Source organism: Ruminiclostridium cellobioparum DSM 1351 = ATCC 15832, assembly GCF_000621505.1.
GTDB classification, from domain to species: Bacteria; Bacillota; Clostridia; order Acetivibrionales; family DSM-1351; genus Ruminiclostridium; species Ruminiclostridium cellobioparum.
This window is the reverse complement of sequence record NZ_JHYD01000001.1, coordinates 312,755-326,767: the sequence shown is the minus strand read 5'-3', so window position 1 is coordinate 326,767 and position 14,013 is coordinate 312,755. Positions and strand designations below refer to the sequence as shown.

Here is a 14,013-nt window from a genome sequence, read left to right as displayed (position 1 = left end):
ATCAACCTTTTTTGAACCGGTTATTTTCTCTGTGTAATTATTGATCCTGCAATTCACATTCACTTAAATAGAGAACACCCCTGTTATATTTTCTGATCAGTATTTGATTTCAGCCTGTTAACCGCATTTGTATCGGCTGAATTTATTTTACCGGTACCTTCGCAATAGGGACAGTCACATTTTATTACTGTTGCAAGCTCCTGACGGATCTTCTTCCTGGTCATTTCCACAAGTCCAAGAGCAGTCATTCCCAAAACGATGGTTTTGGTCCGGTCGCTTTTGAGACTTTGGCGCAGTGAATCCAAAACCATCTGCTGATGCTCGGAGTCACTCATATCAATAAAATCTATGATGACAATTCCGCCTATATCCCGAAGCCTAAGTTGTTTTGCGATTTCCTTTGTGGCTTCAATATTTGTTTTCAGCACCGTATCCTCAAGGTTATTATCCCCCACAAATTTTCCGGTATTAACATCTATTACTGTAAGCGCCTCTGTCTTATCGATAATGATATACCCTCCGCATTTTAACCATACCTTTCTTGACAGGGCTCTCTCTATTTTTGTTTCAATCTGGTAATAGTCAAAAATGGCATAATCCTTGCTGAAAAGTTCAACCCTGTTCTTCAGTACGGGAGAGATCATTTCCACAAGCTCCAGCACCTTGTTGTATTCTTTTTCATCGTTTATGATGAATTTATCAATATTCCAGGTAAATAAATCCCTCACAGACCTGTATATCAGGTTTATATCCTTGTGGATGCATCTCGGGACCGGTCCGCTGTTTTCCGACTGTTTTATTTTGGCCCATAACCTGGTTAAGAATGAAACATCCTCAATAAAATCAGCTTCATCCTTACCTTCCGATACCGTACGGACAATAAGCCCCATATTTTCGGGCTTCAGCTTTTCGGCTATTTTTTTCAGCTTCTGTCTTTCGTCATCGCTTTCAATCCTGCGGGATATGCCCACATAATCGGCATTTGGAAGAAGAACCAGATTACGTCCCGGAAGTGTAATATGTGTTGAAACCCTTGGTCCCTTGGTTCCGATAGGCTCCTTGATAACCTGGACAGTTATTTCCTGCCCGACTTTCAGTATATCTGTGATATTGTACCCGGTATAATCACGAAAAACGTCTAATTCATCATCAGTGTACTCTTTCTGGGGTACGGCATCACCGACATAAAGAAAAGCATTCTTTTCATAGCCTATATCGATAAATGCCGCCTGCATACCGGGCAGGACACTGCTGACCTTACCCCTGTATATATTTCCTACAAGCCCCTGATGATTAGTTCTTTCAATGTGAATTTCAGCCAGCTCTTTATCCTCAAGGATACCCACTCTTATCTCACCGGCGCCGACGTCTACAATAATCTCGTTAATCATTCAAATCTCCATTCCTACGTGGAATTAGTGCCAATCACGTCTGTCTATTTCACGTGTATCCGGGTTTTTCCCAAACACAACTTACAAAACCTTTCCATCCATGGGGTCCAGCAATTCCTCCTGAACCCTGACATAAAGTTTGGATCTATGAATCCTGTCTATTTCGTATCGGGCTCCCAACATTTCAAACAGAGATTCCACGAGCAATTCGGGCTTTAAATTGGCCTTGCTGCCGGCACTGACCAGCATGGTGAGCTTTATCATGTTAAAAGTTCCGCAGGGCTGCAGCTCAAAATCCAGGTCGAAAATCATGTTTCTTATATCGGTATCCTTGACTCCGCTTTTAGTTTTCTTCTTTACTATTATCTCTTTTTGTGAAAGATATTTGCCTATACCGGCTTTCAGACTCTTTTCAGTGCACTCATACCCGGTACCGACTATTACAATGTATTCAGAAGCTGAAATTGTAGCCATTATATTCTGCTTTGTCTGCCTCTGTTTTGCTGCTAAAACCTCCAGCCCCTGGGGAAACTGTTCATTAAGCCTCTCAACAAACTCATTCATGGGCAGGGCGTCATCAGTAATTTCAAAGTCTCCATATTCCGCTTCACTTGTAACCCCTACACTCAGGGGCAGACCGAACACCATGCCGGGATGGGGATTAAAGCCTTGTGAGTAGGCGATGGGAAGTCTGGCCCTTCTTATGGCACGCTCAAACACTTTCATCAGATCCAAATGTGAAATAAATTTTACTTCTTCTCCACGCCTGAATTTTACCCGTATATTAACCAAAATTAACCTCCATCTATCACACTCTTACATGCAATTTATATAATTAACACCTTATCCGCATACTCCGTTGTTCAGAGCGGCAGCGCCGCAGCCTCCGCAGTCAACTCTGCAATTGGGAGTGATCTTTCCCTCCAGAGCCTTTTTACTCTCATTTATCAGATATTGTTTGGATACTCCCACATCCACATGATCCCAGGGCAAAATCTCGTCATACTGTCTCCTGCGGGTAACGTAAAAATACGGATCCACACCGCATTCCTCAAAGGCTTTCATCCAAACATCATACTTGTAATGCTCTCCCCAACCGTCAAATTTACAGCCCATCTGCCAGGCCCTGATCAAAACCTTGCAGACCCTTCTGTCTCCGCGGGCAAATACAGCTTCCATAAAGCTGAGTTTATTCTCATGATAATTATATGTGATCTGCCTTGAACGTATTTTATCTTTTAAATGCATTTGTTTTTCATGGACATTTCCAATACTGTCCTGTGGCTCCCACTGAAAAGGCGTAAAGGCCTTTGGTACAAAAGTTGCAGTACTTACGGTTACATTGAGTCCCTTTCCCTTTTTCTCTTTGGGAACATTTTTGTATGCATCAACTACCTTATAGGCCAAATCAGCTATCCCTTCAACATCTTCAAGTGTTTCGGAAGGCAGACCCAGCATGAAGTACAGCTTGACACCGTTCCAACCGCCGTTGAAAGCCAGGGATACCGCCCTCAGAAGATCCTCTTCTGTTACGCCCTTGTTGATAACATCCCTCAATCTTTGCGTCCCGGCCTCGGGTGCAAAGGTAAGTCCGCTCTTACGCACTTTCTGCGCCTTTTCCATCAAATCCAGTGAAAAGGAATCAATTCTTAAGGAAGGAAGTGATAAATTAACTTTCCTTTCCTCCATATCTTCAAGCAAACCTGTGGTTAAAGGCTCCAGTCCCGTATAGTCACTGGTGCTGAGAGAAGTGAGGGATATTTCCTCATAACCGGTGCTTTCTTCCAGCTTCCTGGCCAGTTCCAGCAGCCTTTCGGGACTTTTTTCCCTGACAGGCCTGTATATGAAGCCTGCCTGACAGAAACGGCAGCCTCTTGTGCAGCCCCTGAATATTTCAAGCATTATTCTGTCATGAACTATATCTGTGTATGGGACAACAATTTTATCAGGGAAGTATGCCTTATCCATATCCTTGATAATACGCTTCCTTATCCTGGTGGGATAATGGGGCTTAAGAGGCAGAAATTCCTTTATGGTTCCATCCTCGTTGTAGGTAAACTCGTAGAAGGAAGGGACATAAATACCTTCTATTTTGGCAATTTCCTCAAGAAAAGCTTCTCTCGGCTTGCCTGTCCCCTTCCACCCGCCGTATACGTCCATAACTTCATTTATTATTTCTTCACCTTCACCCATCATAAAAAAATCAATTATGCCGGCCAGGGGCTCGGGATTGTATGCACATGGTCCACCTGCACAGACAAAGGGAGCCCCGGCATTTCTCTCTTCTGCCAGAATGGGAACCCCGGCAAGGTCAAGCATGTTTACTATATTTGAAAAGCTCATTTCATATTGAAGGGTAAAGCCCACAAAATCAAAGTCCTTAATTGGGTCCTTGCTTTCCAGTGAATAGAGCGGTATGTTGTTTTCCCTCATTTTGCTTTCCATATCCGTCCACGGAGCAAATACTCTTTCACAATAGCAGTCCTGTCTTTCATTCAGTAAATGATACAGAATTTTCATGCCAAGGTGTGACATTCCTATTTCATAGGTGTCTGGAAAACAAAATGCGAATCGTATATTAATGCTTTTCGGATCCTTTATGATGCTGTTCCATTCGTTTCCGGTATATCTGGATGGTTTTTCAACACTTTTCAGTAATCCGTCCGAGAGTTTTATCCCCATATCAAGCTCCATTCTCAATTAAATATTTTTACATTATTATATACTCAATTATATACCCAAAAATAGGCTCTATTGACCTAATAGGATTATTTCATATAAACAAAAAGCCAAAAAAAAAGAACAAAATAAATTCTTTAAAAACCTTTCGGTAAATATTGACTGTTACCAGAATTTATTATATCAGAACAAATACAATATGATAATATAATTTTTGTAACAGTTAAAATAATTAAATTGTATTTATAATATTCCCTCATTTTTTGAAATTTAAAATTAGCGGCATATATTTCATCAGATTTTGGTATTGGCCACACGTATGTAATTATCAACTTATTTTATTCCCGTGTCAAGAAAATTTGGAACGAATAAATCAGCCAGGTTAAACAGATGCAGGAAATATTATGCTCGTTTGGTTTTGCTATAAATTTTGTTCCACAATCTTTCGTTCATTATAACATAAACATCAGGTGAGCTGATCAAAAAAAGCATCTGCCGCTTATAATGGCGTAACACAAAAACAGCAGGTTTGAAATATCATTCAAACCTGCTGTTCCCAGTGGTCGGAAATGGGAGACTCGAACTCCCGGCCTCTTGGTCCCGAACCAAGCGCGCTACCAAACTGCGCTAATTCCCGAATACTACATTTATATATTTTAGTACGAAGATTGCAATTTGACAAGACTAAATATTTGTTAAATCAAATTATTTTTAAATTTTTTATAATTTTATTTTTTTAAACTCGTCTATTTTTCCAGAAATAAATTCTACTACCTGTTTATGCTCAGCTTTGCCGTTACCGGTTATGCTGACCGGTTCTCCGAAAGAAATGCATACCGGCTCTTTTCTGCGGATAGGGCCGATGTCCTTTATAATTTTTCCGTTACCCCAGAAATCAGTCTTTATGGCAACAGGTATAACAGGTACACCTGCTTCCTTCGCCAGCTTTATTCCCAGTGAATTAAACTTTTCGGGATTGAACACTTCCTGCCTGGTTCCCTCAGGAAACAAAATTATGGAGATACCTTTTTCAATTTTCTCTTTGCCCTGGCTGATAACATTCAGCAAATCCTGCCTGGAATTTTTTCTTGAAACAACTATGGGGTTCCGGCTCTTCATAACATGCCCGAAAAGCGGCATGGATATGAGACTTTCCTTGACAACATAAGTAACCTCTTTCAATGGAGCAATTATACAAGGGAAAACAAAGGTCTCCAGCGTACTCATGTGATTGCTCACAAAAACCACAGGTCCGTCCACTTTTAATATATTATCAATACCATCAATAAAGATTCTGCCGCCGCTTTTCTCAATATCCTGTAATATCCTGTAGCTGGACTGCGCCCAGGATTCAGTGTCGTATTCGTTTTTCACCGCTAGGTTTCTGCCATTTATGACTTCTTTGCCATAGCCGTAAACAAAATACCATCTTGTATTTAAAAAAAGCTTATCAAATATATTTCTTTTATCCCGGCCGGTTTCATATTTGTTTTCATTAAAAAAAGGTTTCATTATAAAATCACACCCAACACTTTGATTGACATGTACTATTTTAACGCTAGGGATTATTATATATCACATTTTATTCCATGTCCAGTTATCCATGGAAGCATAGTATAGTATATGTTTTCTTCCTCCAAAAATAACCCTGCAAATATTTTATAAATATTTTGATTTTTTTACTGAAAAATCCCTATTTATAGAATATAATGTAATAAGACATAAAATTTAAATTTATAATAATATTGGTATGGAGATATTTAATGAACGCGAAAGACATAAAAGTTGGAACCAAATTAGAAGTTGAAATACCTGAATACGATAGAAAAGCTGATGAGTCAACAACCAGTTACATCAGCCAATTGGCTGATGTTATAGATGACAAAACCATATGCATTGTTTCACCTATGAGTGAAGGACGATTAAAATTCCTGTCAAGAAATTTAACTATCATTATTTACTATTTAAACGAAAGACAGGAGCTCCTGTACTTCAAGGGCCAGGTAAAGGGCCATAGAAAAAGCGGGGCTCTGGATGTATTTGACGTAGAGATTGTCAGTGAGTTCAATAAAATACAGAGGAGACGCTTCTATAGACTTGATGTTGTTCTGAACTGTCTGTATAGAGTAATTGACCACCAGCCAATCAGTACCGACAATTACCAGTTCGATGATCTCAGCAATACCGAATTAACTACTGCCTACACAAAAAACATAAGCGGCAGCGGATTCTGCATGATTCTTGAGGAGCCTCTCAATTCCGGTGCAGTTCTTGATATAAGTATTGATCTGGAGGGTTCAGCCACAATCAGGGTTATTGCTCAGGTAATACGCAACTCCAGTGAAAAAAATAAAAAATTCGAGGCCGGCATGCATTACATTAAAATCTCACCACGTGATTCTGATGTTCTGACCAGATATATATTTGAAAAACAAAGACAGATTTTAAAAAATACCATGCAAGCAAAATTAAAATAGTCTACTGAAGTCCGGAAGGCCATTTTTGTATGGCCTTCTTCATTACAGCTTATTATTTCATCTTATTCACTGCACCTATTCAATGCAGCTTCTGCGTTGCTGCAGCTGCATTCTTATTGCGGTCTCTTTATTTGTACCGCTCTTGTCACAGAGGACAAACCATGCCTGTTCCGGATATCATCCAGGGTTTTTTCAAGTTTTTCCTCTTTTTCAGAATTATTATCAATTTCATCCTCTTCAAAGAGTGACAGCTGCTTTGACCTGTTACATTTTTCAAAACTGCTTATGCTCACACCAATGAGCCGTACCGGCCTTAAGCTGTTCCAGTTTTTACCGAGCAGCGCAAAACCTGTTTCAAAAATTTCTTTTGTCAGATAAGTGGGCTCAATGCCAACCTGCCTTGTAATGCTCTGAAAATCCGAATACTTTATGGTTATTTGAACAGTTCCGGCCTTTTTGTCATGCTTTCTGGCGTCAAAGCCCACCTCTTCGCACATCTCAAGAAATAAGTTCCTGACAGCCTCAACATTGGTAACATCCTCGGACAGAGTTGTAGAGCGGCCTATTGATTTCATCTCCCCTGAGGTATGAGGTGCCACCGGAGAATCATCACGTCCGTTTGCATAGTTCTGAAGTTCAGCTCCCATTTTCCCCAGAACCCGGGCAAGCGCTGCCGGATCATATTCTGCAAGGTCACCTATGGTCAGGATTCCCAGATTATTAAGCTTTTCTCCCGTATGCTTCCCTACTCCGTACATATCGGTTACTTTTAAAGGCCAAAGCTTTTGTTTTATATCCTTTACCCATAATTCGGTAATCCCCATAGGTTTCTTTATTTCAGAAGCTATTTTGGCCAGCAGCTTGTTCTCTGAAATACCTATGGAGCACCACAGACCAAGGCCCTTGTTTATATCCTCCATGATTTTACCGGCAGCCTCTGCCGGCTTTCCAAACAGGCTTTCGGTCCCCGTCATATCCAGCCATGCCTCATCGATGCTGTTCTGCTCAATAACCGGTGAATAATTTCCGAGCAGTGACATTACTTCTCTTGACCTGGCCTCATAATATCGATGGTCGGGCGGGATGAAAAGCATGCCGGGACATAGCTTTAAAGCCTGGTGAACGACCATTGTTGTTTTTACTCCAAATTTGCGGGCCTCGTAATTGGCAGCAAGTATAATGCCCGACCTGTTTCTGGGGTCTCCTGCCACCGCAGCCGGCTTTCCAATAATTTCAGGCCTTCTGGACATCTCACAGCTAATAAAGAACGCATTCATATCAACCAAAAAAATAACTCTGCTCATAACTGCTCACCTCAAGTTACACTGCTAAAAAGGAGTATCTTTTTGGCTTCAAAAAGATACTCCTTATAAACTATACGGTATTCCTATTTAGCGGCTTTAGCCATCTCAGCAAGCTGAGCAAATCCAGCCGCATCGTTTACTGCCATATCAGCGAGAACTTTTCTGTTAAGTTCAATCCCTGATTTTTTCAATCCACTGATAAATCTGCTGTAGGATAAACCGTTAATTCTTGCAGCAGCATTTATTCTAGCTATCCAGAGCTTTCTGAAGTCTCTCTTCTTTGCTCTTCTGTCATTGTAAGCATAAGTCAGAGATTTCATAACGGCTTGATTAGCCATTCTAAAAAGCTTGCTCTTTGCTCCAAAATATCCTTTTGCAAGCTTCAATATTTTTTTATGTCTTGCGCGAGTTCTCATCGCACCTTTAACTCTTGCCATAAACCTTCGTCCTCCCTCTTATTTATATGGAATAAGTTTTTTAATCGCAGCTTCATTAGCAGCTGAAACGTACGCACCCAATCTGTGGTGCTTCTTAGCCTTTGTTGCCTTGGAAACGAGTCTATGGCTTCTCCAAGCCTGTCCTCTTTTGATCTTTCCGGTAGCTGTTACTCTGAATCTCTTTTTTGATGCACTATGAGTCTTTAACTTTGGCATATTTATTCTCCTCCTATCCTACTGCTTTGGATTAAGTATCATTATCATACTTTTGCCTTCAAGTTTGGGTTTCTTTTCAACCACTCCAACGTCTTTTACTGATTCAGCAAACTTTTCAAGAATTTCATTGCCTATTGAGGTGTAATGCATTTCTCTTCCTCTGAACTTTACAGAAACCTTAACTTTGTCTCCATCCTTCAAGAACTTGTATGCGTTCTTAACCTTGAATTCAAAGTCATGATCCTCAATCGAAGGAGATACTCTGACTTCTTTTATGCTTATGATCTTTTGATTTTTTCTTGCTTCCTTCTCTTTCTTGGCAAGCTCGAACATGTATTTACCATAATCCATTATCTTGCAAACAGGTGGTACTGCCTGTGGAGCAATTTTAACCAAGTCAAGATTTTTAGAATTGGCAAGCTTCTGGGCTTCCTTAGCTGCAATGATACCAATCATAGTACCATCCGCATCGATAAGTCTGACTTCTTTCTCCCTGATTTCCTCATTGATCATTAATTCATTTTTGCTAATAACTGACACCTCCGAAAAATAATAGGCAGAAGGTTAACTTCAAGTCCTCAATAATAAAAAAACAATAAAAAAAGTGGATAGAAGCAAGTATCCACCAGTAATCTCAGTCAATGCGCAAAAATACACACTTAATAACCGATATTAACCCTGCAAATCTAAGTCCGCCAGGTGAGAAGTGGAAAACTTCTTCTTGTTTTGCATGAATATGATAACAGAAATTAAGTTACTTGTCAAATTATTTTTAAAATCTGCAAATAGCAAAAACTGAACCTTATCATCGCTGAAACGCTTTCTTATAAATTTAGCCGGATTGCCGCTAAAAGGCAGATCTTCAATTGCGTTCATACACCAGGAATTTGTAAGCATATGGATTTTTTTCGTCCCTGGGTCCCGGCTGGCTTGAAACGAGCTTCCACTGTGAGTAGTCAATCTCAGGAAAATATGTGTCTGCTTCAAAGGCATGGTCGATTTCGGTTATATACAGCTTATGGGCCAGCGGCAGAAATGCTTTATAAATTTCAGCTCCGCCAATTATAAAAACTTCACCTTCAGCCGCATATGCTTTTGCCCCGTCTATGGAATTGACAGTTATGCAGCCCTCGGGTTTGAAGTCCCCGTCCCTGGTGATTATTATGTTTTTCCTGCCCGGAAGCGGCTTTCCTATGGATTCATAAGTTTTCCTTCCCATTATTACAGGTTTTCCCAGGGTTACTTTTTTAAAGTAGGCGAAATCGGCAGGCAGATACCAGGGCATCCTGTTTCTGCAGCCCAGGGCATTATCCTTCCCCATTGCCCAGATCATTGAAATCATACTGCAACAGCTCCCTTTATATGTGGATGCGGATCATATTCCGTCAGTGTGAAGTCTTCAAACCGGAAGTCGAACAAATCCTTGACTCCGGGGTTTATTACCATCTTTGGCAGCGTTCTGGGCTCTCTGGAAAGCTGCAGCTTCACTTGCTCGACATGATTGATATATATGTGTGCGTCACCCAAAGTGTGGACAAATTCGCCGGGCTTTAAGCCGCATGCCTGGGCCACCATCATTGTGAACAACGCATAAGAGGCGATATTAAACGGCACACCGATAAACACATCGGCGCTTCGCTGGTACAGCATGCAGGAAAGCGTGCCGTTCACCACGTAAAACTGGTAGAAGCAGTGGCATGGCGGCAGAGCCATATTCTCTATTTCCCCCACATTCCAGGAGCACACTATCAGTCTTCTGGAGTCGGGATTTTTCTTTATTTGTGAAATCACCTGGCCCAACTGGTCTATCTGCCTGCCGTCGGCAGTGCCCCAGGATCTCCACTGATGCCCGTAAACCGGCCCCAGGTCACCGTTTTCATCAGCCCACTCGTCCCATATGGAAACGCCGTTGTCTTTGAGATACTTTATATTTGTATCCCCCTTTATAAACCATAGAAGTTCATGAATTATAGACTTTAGATGAAGTTTTTTTGTAGTCAGCAGAGGGAAGCCCTCCTGCAGATCAAACCTCATTTGATACCCAAAGGTGCTGATTGTGCCCGTTCCTGTCCTGTCTTCCTTTTTTGTGCCATTCTTCAATATGTACTGGCACAGATCAAGATATTGTTTCATAACCCAACCCCCGTTAAATATATGTAGAATTCTCTATAAACCCGTTCAGGCAGCCGCCGACACTAAAACATATATCGTGCCGCCGGCTACTACATATTATTTCATAATTAATAATTAAACACAATGCTGTTTTTTATCATTTTATCCGTCAAAGCATACTGCTTTTTTTATATTTTTTAAACGGTGTGAACAGAACCTCACTGCCGGCAGCAGCCAGTATAAACACAATCAATACCGCAAAATATCTGTACCTGACCTGAATCTCTATAAACAAATGCACTCCGAAGTAACACAGCAGGATTATTGAAAGCAGCTTTATTCCGGAAGGGATATCCCGGCCGGCCAGCGCTTTGATCAATCCCGTGAGCAGCAGCAAAAACACCGGTATATAAAACATCTTTTCAACCCTTACAGCAACCGGTTCTATCTTTTCTATCCGCGCCGGTGCCTTGAGTGTTCCGTTGTCATCTTCATAAAATTCCCATGCAAGAGTATCAAATTCAGCCCACATTACAAGAACCTTTGTACCGAAAAACTCCAGCAATTTATGGGGTTCAACCGAAACTCTCTCCTTTATGGTCTTTAGAGCCACTTCATTCCTCTTTGAAAAATCCTCTATCATATATATTTTATTTTGGTCATCATAGGAAAACTGCCCCTTCGACTGCTGATTCAAACCGGCAACGAACTTCCAGAGCGGAAAGTTGTTGTTCAGGCCTTCGGCATTAATTCCGGTACTTTTTACAGCTGCCGACAGTCCAAGATTGGCAGTCAGATAAACCGCCACAAGAACAGCAGACAAAAGAATTTTTGCCACGCTTTTGTGGTTCAGCGCCTCTACGATACACCACACGGCAACGGCTGTGATGATGACCGGCCCCAGGGGCCTGACCGCATTGCCGGCCGCAATGAAAACAGCTGCCGCAATTCCTCTGGCAAGGATATTTTTATGTTCCAGAAGCAACAGATAAATCCCCGCTAAAAACATGCAGGCTGCAAAGTGCTGATTTGTCAGAACAGCAGCCAGAAAATAAGGTGCGGGATAAATCAAATACAAAAGCGAAACAAATCTGGCGGTAAAATCATTGGACACCTTTCTCGCTATGAGATATACCAGCATATTCGAACCTGCCATGAAAAAGCAGTTCACCAGTTTCAACGGCAGGAGTCCTGTTCCAAAAAGCTTCATAATCCCTGCGTAATATATCACAGGTCCGGTCTGATAGGCCCAGGTCTTAAAATACAGATATTGCTCCAACGCCTTTTTCCCCTGTATCAGGTCTACAGCATATTTATAGAATAAGCTAAAATCCGAGACAGGTCTGGTATCTGCAAAAAAGGCCAGGGTTCCCTTAAATAAAAACGCCATTATAAAAACCATAATGGCGAAACTGGCAGGTAAAATATTCATTTTTAATGATAAAAACAAAACAGCAGCAAAAACCGGAATTGTGATCAGCGCATACAAAATGGAATTTGTATATACTGAAAACCACAAATTGAGAATTATTATATATGTCACAAATATAGCCGTTATAAGAATTATAAGCTTGCTTAATACGGATGCGGGTCTGGGCTCCATCAATTACCTCTGCTTTTTAACGTCATCTTCATTTATTCTTATTATCCCCATCAAAACCCATTAATTCACCGACAATATACAGCGGCCTTGCTTTTACCTCTTCATATATTCTTCCCACATATTCCCCCATAATACCTATCACTATCAGCATTACACCGTTTAAAAACAATGTCACCGCGATGGAGGAAGCCCAGCCCGAGACAACATCATTTTTTATAAATTTTTGTACAAGAACGACCACAAGGTATATAAAGCTAAATACCGATACCAGCATTCCCACAAAAGTAGCCAGTTTCAACGGCTTGTAGGAAAATGAAAAAATCCCGTCCCCTGCAAGCTTCAGCATTTTCTTCAAAGGGTATTTGGTTTCACCGGCAAATCTCTTTTCCCTCTGATATTCAACACTGGTCTGCTTAAAACCTACCCAGCTTACAAGCCCTCTCACATACCTGGACCTCTCAGGCAGGCACTTCATGGCATCACAGACCTTTCTGTCAATCAGTCTGAAATCTCCCACGTCCACAGGAAGTTTTACATCGGTCATACTGTCAAGAAACCTGTAAAAGGTCTTGGCAGTGAACTTTTTAAAGAAAGTTTCCCCGGCTCTCTGAAGTCTTTTTCCGTATACCACTTCATAGCCTTCCTCCCACTTGTCCACCATCTGAAGAATAACTTCCGGAGGATCCTGCAGGTCCGCATCTATTATGACGACGGCATCACCTTTGGCGTAGTCCATACCGGCAGTAATTGCGATCTGATGTCCGAAGTTTCTGGCAAAATTAATAACACGTACTTCTTTATTTCCGGAGGCAATTTCCTTCAGCTTGAAGTATGTATCATCCTTGCTCCCATCATTAATGAATATATATTCCACATCCATAAAGTAATCTTTAAAAACCTCCGATAGACGTCTGTAGGTTTCGTCTATCACTTCCTGCTCATTGTAAACAGGTACTACAATCGACAACAGCTTGTTTGCCATACCATCCTCCACAAGCTCCAAAAGAGCTTAGCTTATATTCATATATGATAAAATTCCAAATTAAGCCAACAAAGCACTAAAAAATATTATAACATAGCAAATAATGTGCCGCAAATAATATAAATTCTTCTGAATATATTATCTGTGGCCTCTTGAAATCTGCATCCTCACAGAGTATCCCAATAGAGATTATTTACATTTTTAGACGGTATTAATACATATTTGTCTTTTTTCCTTCCAGCCCGGACTCATTTCATCTGATCCTAAGATTATGGGGAGATTTAGCCGATAACAGATTAACAGGTTTTTTATATAAATTATATTGGGAGTGATATTATGGAATTGCTTGAACTAATCTCATACTTAAAGGAAACTGCAGATTACATTGAATTTTCTTTTTATAAGAATTCTTCCGAGATCATGGGTGCCATTTCACAAAAAGGTATTGACGAAGTACTCAATATACTTACTTTAACGGAATTAAGAAAAGGAGTCTTTGAATGTGTCACCACCTGGGAAGTCAGCCAGGATTGCTGCCTGACCAAAAATGTAACCATTGATATGTCAGGAGAAATGATTTATATCACTGAAACTCTGGAAAGCAGGGACAGCAAAAATTTAATAAAAACCGAAGCTGTTGCCGGCAGTGATTTTGAGAGGGAATACAGTGAAATATTAAGTATGTTAAAGAGCAAATCACTTAACAGGATTGAAAAGGATCTGTTAACAAAAGTTGTAGCTGCCTTTTTCAATTGATTAAAGTTTAAAGAAGCTGCTGGCAAATCGGTCTCCTGCCGGTTTGCCAGCTAAAC

The 14,013-nt window shown here is 40.7% G+C and carries 14 protein-coding genes and 1 tRNA gene; 2 read left to right on the top strand and 13 right to left on the bottom strand.

Annotation, left to right across the window (positions count from 1 at the left end):
- Positions 1 to 83: 83 nt before the first annotated feature.
- The 5 genes from T344_RS27350 to T344_RS0101470 form a co-directional block, all read right to left on the bottom strand.
- Positions 84 to 1,391 carry an Rne/Rng family ribonuclease gene (locus T344_RS27350; RefSeq protein WP_034860479.1) on the bottom strand — a complete coding sequence of 436 codons (1,308 nt, stop codon included), beginning with the start codon at positions 1,389 to 1,391 and terminating at the stop codon, positions 84 to 86.
- Between the two features lie 81 nt (positions 1,392 to 1,472).
- Entirely contained in the window at positions 1,473 to 2,183 is a 711-nt protein-coding gene (locus T344_RS0101485) for a TIGR03936 family radical SAM-associated protein (RefSeq protein WP_051571525.1), read from the bottom strand.
- A gap of 51 nt (positions 2,184 to 2,234) precedes the next feature.
- Positions 2,235 to 4,073: a TIGR03960 family B12-binding radical SAM protein gene (locus tag T344_RS0101480; protein ID WP_027627253.1), complete on the bottom strand. Its 1,839-nt coding sequence runs from the start codon at positions 4,071 to 4,073 to the stop codon at positions 2,235 to 2,237.
- A gap of 557 nt (positions 4,074 to 4,630) precedes the next feature.
- Positions 4,631 to 4,707 (bottom strand) — tRNA-Pro (locus tag T344_RS0101475).
- 83 nt (positions 4,708 to 4,790) lie between these two features.
- Entirely contained in the window at positions 4,791 to 5,582 is a 792-nt protein-coding gene (locus tag T344_RS0101470; RefSeq protein WP_027627252.1) for a lysophospholipid acyltransferase family protein, read from the bottom strand.
- Between the two features lie 251 nt (positions 5,583 to 5,833).
- Here T344_RS0101470 and T344_RS0101465 point away from each other — a divergent pair, with 251 nt between their 5' ends.
- Positions 5,834 to 6,547, top strand: coding sequence for a flagellar brake protein (locus tag T344_RS0101465; protein ID WP_027627251.1), 714 nt, complete (start codon positions 5,834 to 5,836; stop codon positions 6,545 to 6,547).
- Between the two features lie 113 nt (positions 6,548 to 6,660).
- On the opposite strand, the gene dinB is transcribed toward T344_RS0101465, so the two are convergent.
- From dinB to T344_RS0101420, 8 genes are all read right to left on the bottom strand, one after another.
- Positions 6,661 to 7,851 carry a DNA polymerase IV gene (dinB, locus tag T344_RS0101460; RefSeq protein WP_027627250.1) on the bottom strand — a complete coding sequence of 397 codons (1,191 nt, stop codon included), beginning with the start codon at positions 7,849 to 7,851 and terminating at the stop codon, positions 6,661 to 6,663.
- A gap of 83 nt (positions 7,852 to 7,934) precedes the next feature.
- The gene (gene rplT / locus T344_RS0101455) at positions 7,935 to 8,288 is read right to left on the bottom strand and encodes a 50S ribosomal protein L20 (protein ID WP_004630110.1); all 354 of its coding nucleotides are present in this window, start codon (positions 8,286 to 8,288) and stop codon (positions 7,935 to 7,937) included.
- 18 nt (positions 8,289 to 8,306) lie between these two features.
- On the bottom strand, positions 8,307 to 8,504 hold the full coding sequence (gene rpmI, locus T344_RS0101450) for a 50S ribosomal protein L35 (RefSeq protein ID WP_004630256.1): 198 nt from the start codon (positions 8,502 to 8,504) through the stop codon (positions 8,307 to 8,309).
- 18 nt (positions 8,505 to 8,522) lie between these two features.
- Complete coding sequence (gene infC, locus T344_RS0101445; protein WP_027627249.1) at positions 8,523 to 9,017, bottom strand: translation initiation factor IF-3; 495 nt, start codon at positions 9,015 to 9,017, stop codon at positions 8,523 to 8,525.
- Between the two features lie 349 nt (positions 9,018 to 9,366).
- Positions 9,367 to 9,846 (bottom strand): dihydrofolate reductase, encoded by a 480-nt coding sequence (locus tag T344_RS0101435; protein WP_027627247.1) that lies wholly within the window; start codon positions 9,844 to 9,846, stop codon positions 9,367 to 9,369.
- Positions 9,843 to 10,637: a thymidylate synthase gene (locus T344_RS0101430; protein ID WP_027627246.1), complete on the bottom strand. Its 795-nt coding sequence runs from the start codon at positions 10,635 to 10,637 to the stop codon at positions 9,843 to 9,845. Before T344_RS0101430 ends, T344_RS0101435 begins: the two co-directional genes overlap by 4 nt.
- A gap of 148 nt (positions 10,638 to 10,785) precedes the next feature.
- Positions 10,786 to 12,219, bottom strand: coding sequence for a glycosyltransferase family protein (locus T344_RS0101425; RefSeq protein WP_027627245.1), 1,434 nt, complete (start codon positions 12,217 to 12,219; stop codon positions 10,786 to 10,788).
- 28 nt (positions 12,220 to 12,247) lie between these two features.
- Positions 12,248 to 13,201 (bottom strand): glycosyltransferase family 2 protein, encoded by a 954-nt coding sequence (locus T344_RS0101420; RefSeq protein WP_004629834.1) that lies wholly within the window; start codon positions 13,199 to 13,201, stop codon positions 12,248 to 12,250.
- 336 nt (positions 13,202 to 13,537) lie between these two features.
- Between T344_RS0101420 and T344_RS0101415 the strand changes: the two genes are divergently transcribed.
- Positions 13,538 to 13,957 carry a hypothetical protein gene (locus tag T344_RS0101415; protein WP_027627244.1) on the top strand — a complete coding sequence of 140 codons (420 nt, stop codon included), beginning with the start codon at positions 13,538 to 13,540 and terminating at the stop codon, positions 13,955 to 13,957.
- Positions 13,958 to 14,013 lie beyond the last annotated feature (56 nt).

Coding starts and splice junctions, on each gene's coding strand:
- T344_RS0101465 (WP_027627251.1), top strand. CDS start 5,834: ATGAACGCGAAAGACATAAAAGTTGGAACCAAATTAGAAGTTGAAATA.
- T344_RS0101435 (WP_027627247.1), bottom strand. CDS start 9,846: ATGATTTCAATGATCTGGGCAATGGGGAAGGATAATGCCCTGGGCTGC.
- rplT (WP_004630110.1), bottom strand. CDS start 8,288: ATGGCAAGAGTTAAAGGTGCGATGAGAACTCGCGCAAGACATAAAAAA.
- T344_RS0101470 (WP_027627252.1), bottom strand. CDS start 5,582: ATGAAACCTTTTTTTAATGAAAACAAATATGAAACCGGCCGGGATAAA.
- infC (WP_027627249.1), bottom strand. CDS start 9,017: ATGATCAATGAGGAAATCAGGGAGAAAGAAGTCAGACTTATCGATGCG.
- T344_RS0101420 (WP_004629834.1), bottom strand. CDS start 13,201: ATGGCAAACAAGCTGTTGTCGATTGTAGTACCTGTTTACAATGAGCAG.
- T344_RS0101415 (WP_027627244.1), top strand. CDS start 13,538: ATGGAATTGCTTGAACTAATCTCATACTTAAAGGAAACTGCAGATTAC.
- T344_RS27350 (WP_034860479.1), bottom strand. CDS start 1,391: ATGATTAACGAGATTATTGTAGACGTCGGCGCCGGTGAGATAAGAGTG.
- T344_RS0101430 (WP_027627246.1), bottom strand. CDS start 10,637: ATGAAACAATATCTTGATCTGTGCCAGTACATATTGAAGAATGGCACA.
- rpmI (WP_004630256.1), bottom strand. CDS start 8,504: ATGCCAAAGTTAAAGACTCATAGTGCATCAAAAAAGAGATTCAGAGTA.
- T344_RS0101480 (WP_027627253.1), bottom strand. CDS start 4,073: ATGGGGATAAAACTCTCGGACGGATTACTGAAAAGTGTTGAAAAACCA.
- dinB (WP_027627250.1), bottom strand. CDS start 7,851: ATGAGCAGAGTTATTTTTTTGGTTGATATGAATGCGTTCTTTATTAGC.
- T344_RS0101425 (WP_027627245.1), bottom strand. CDS start 12,219: ATGGAGCCCAGACCCGCATCCGTATTAAGCAAGCTTATAATTCTTATA.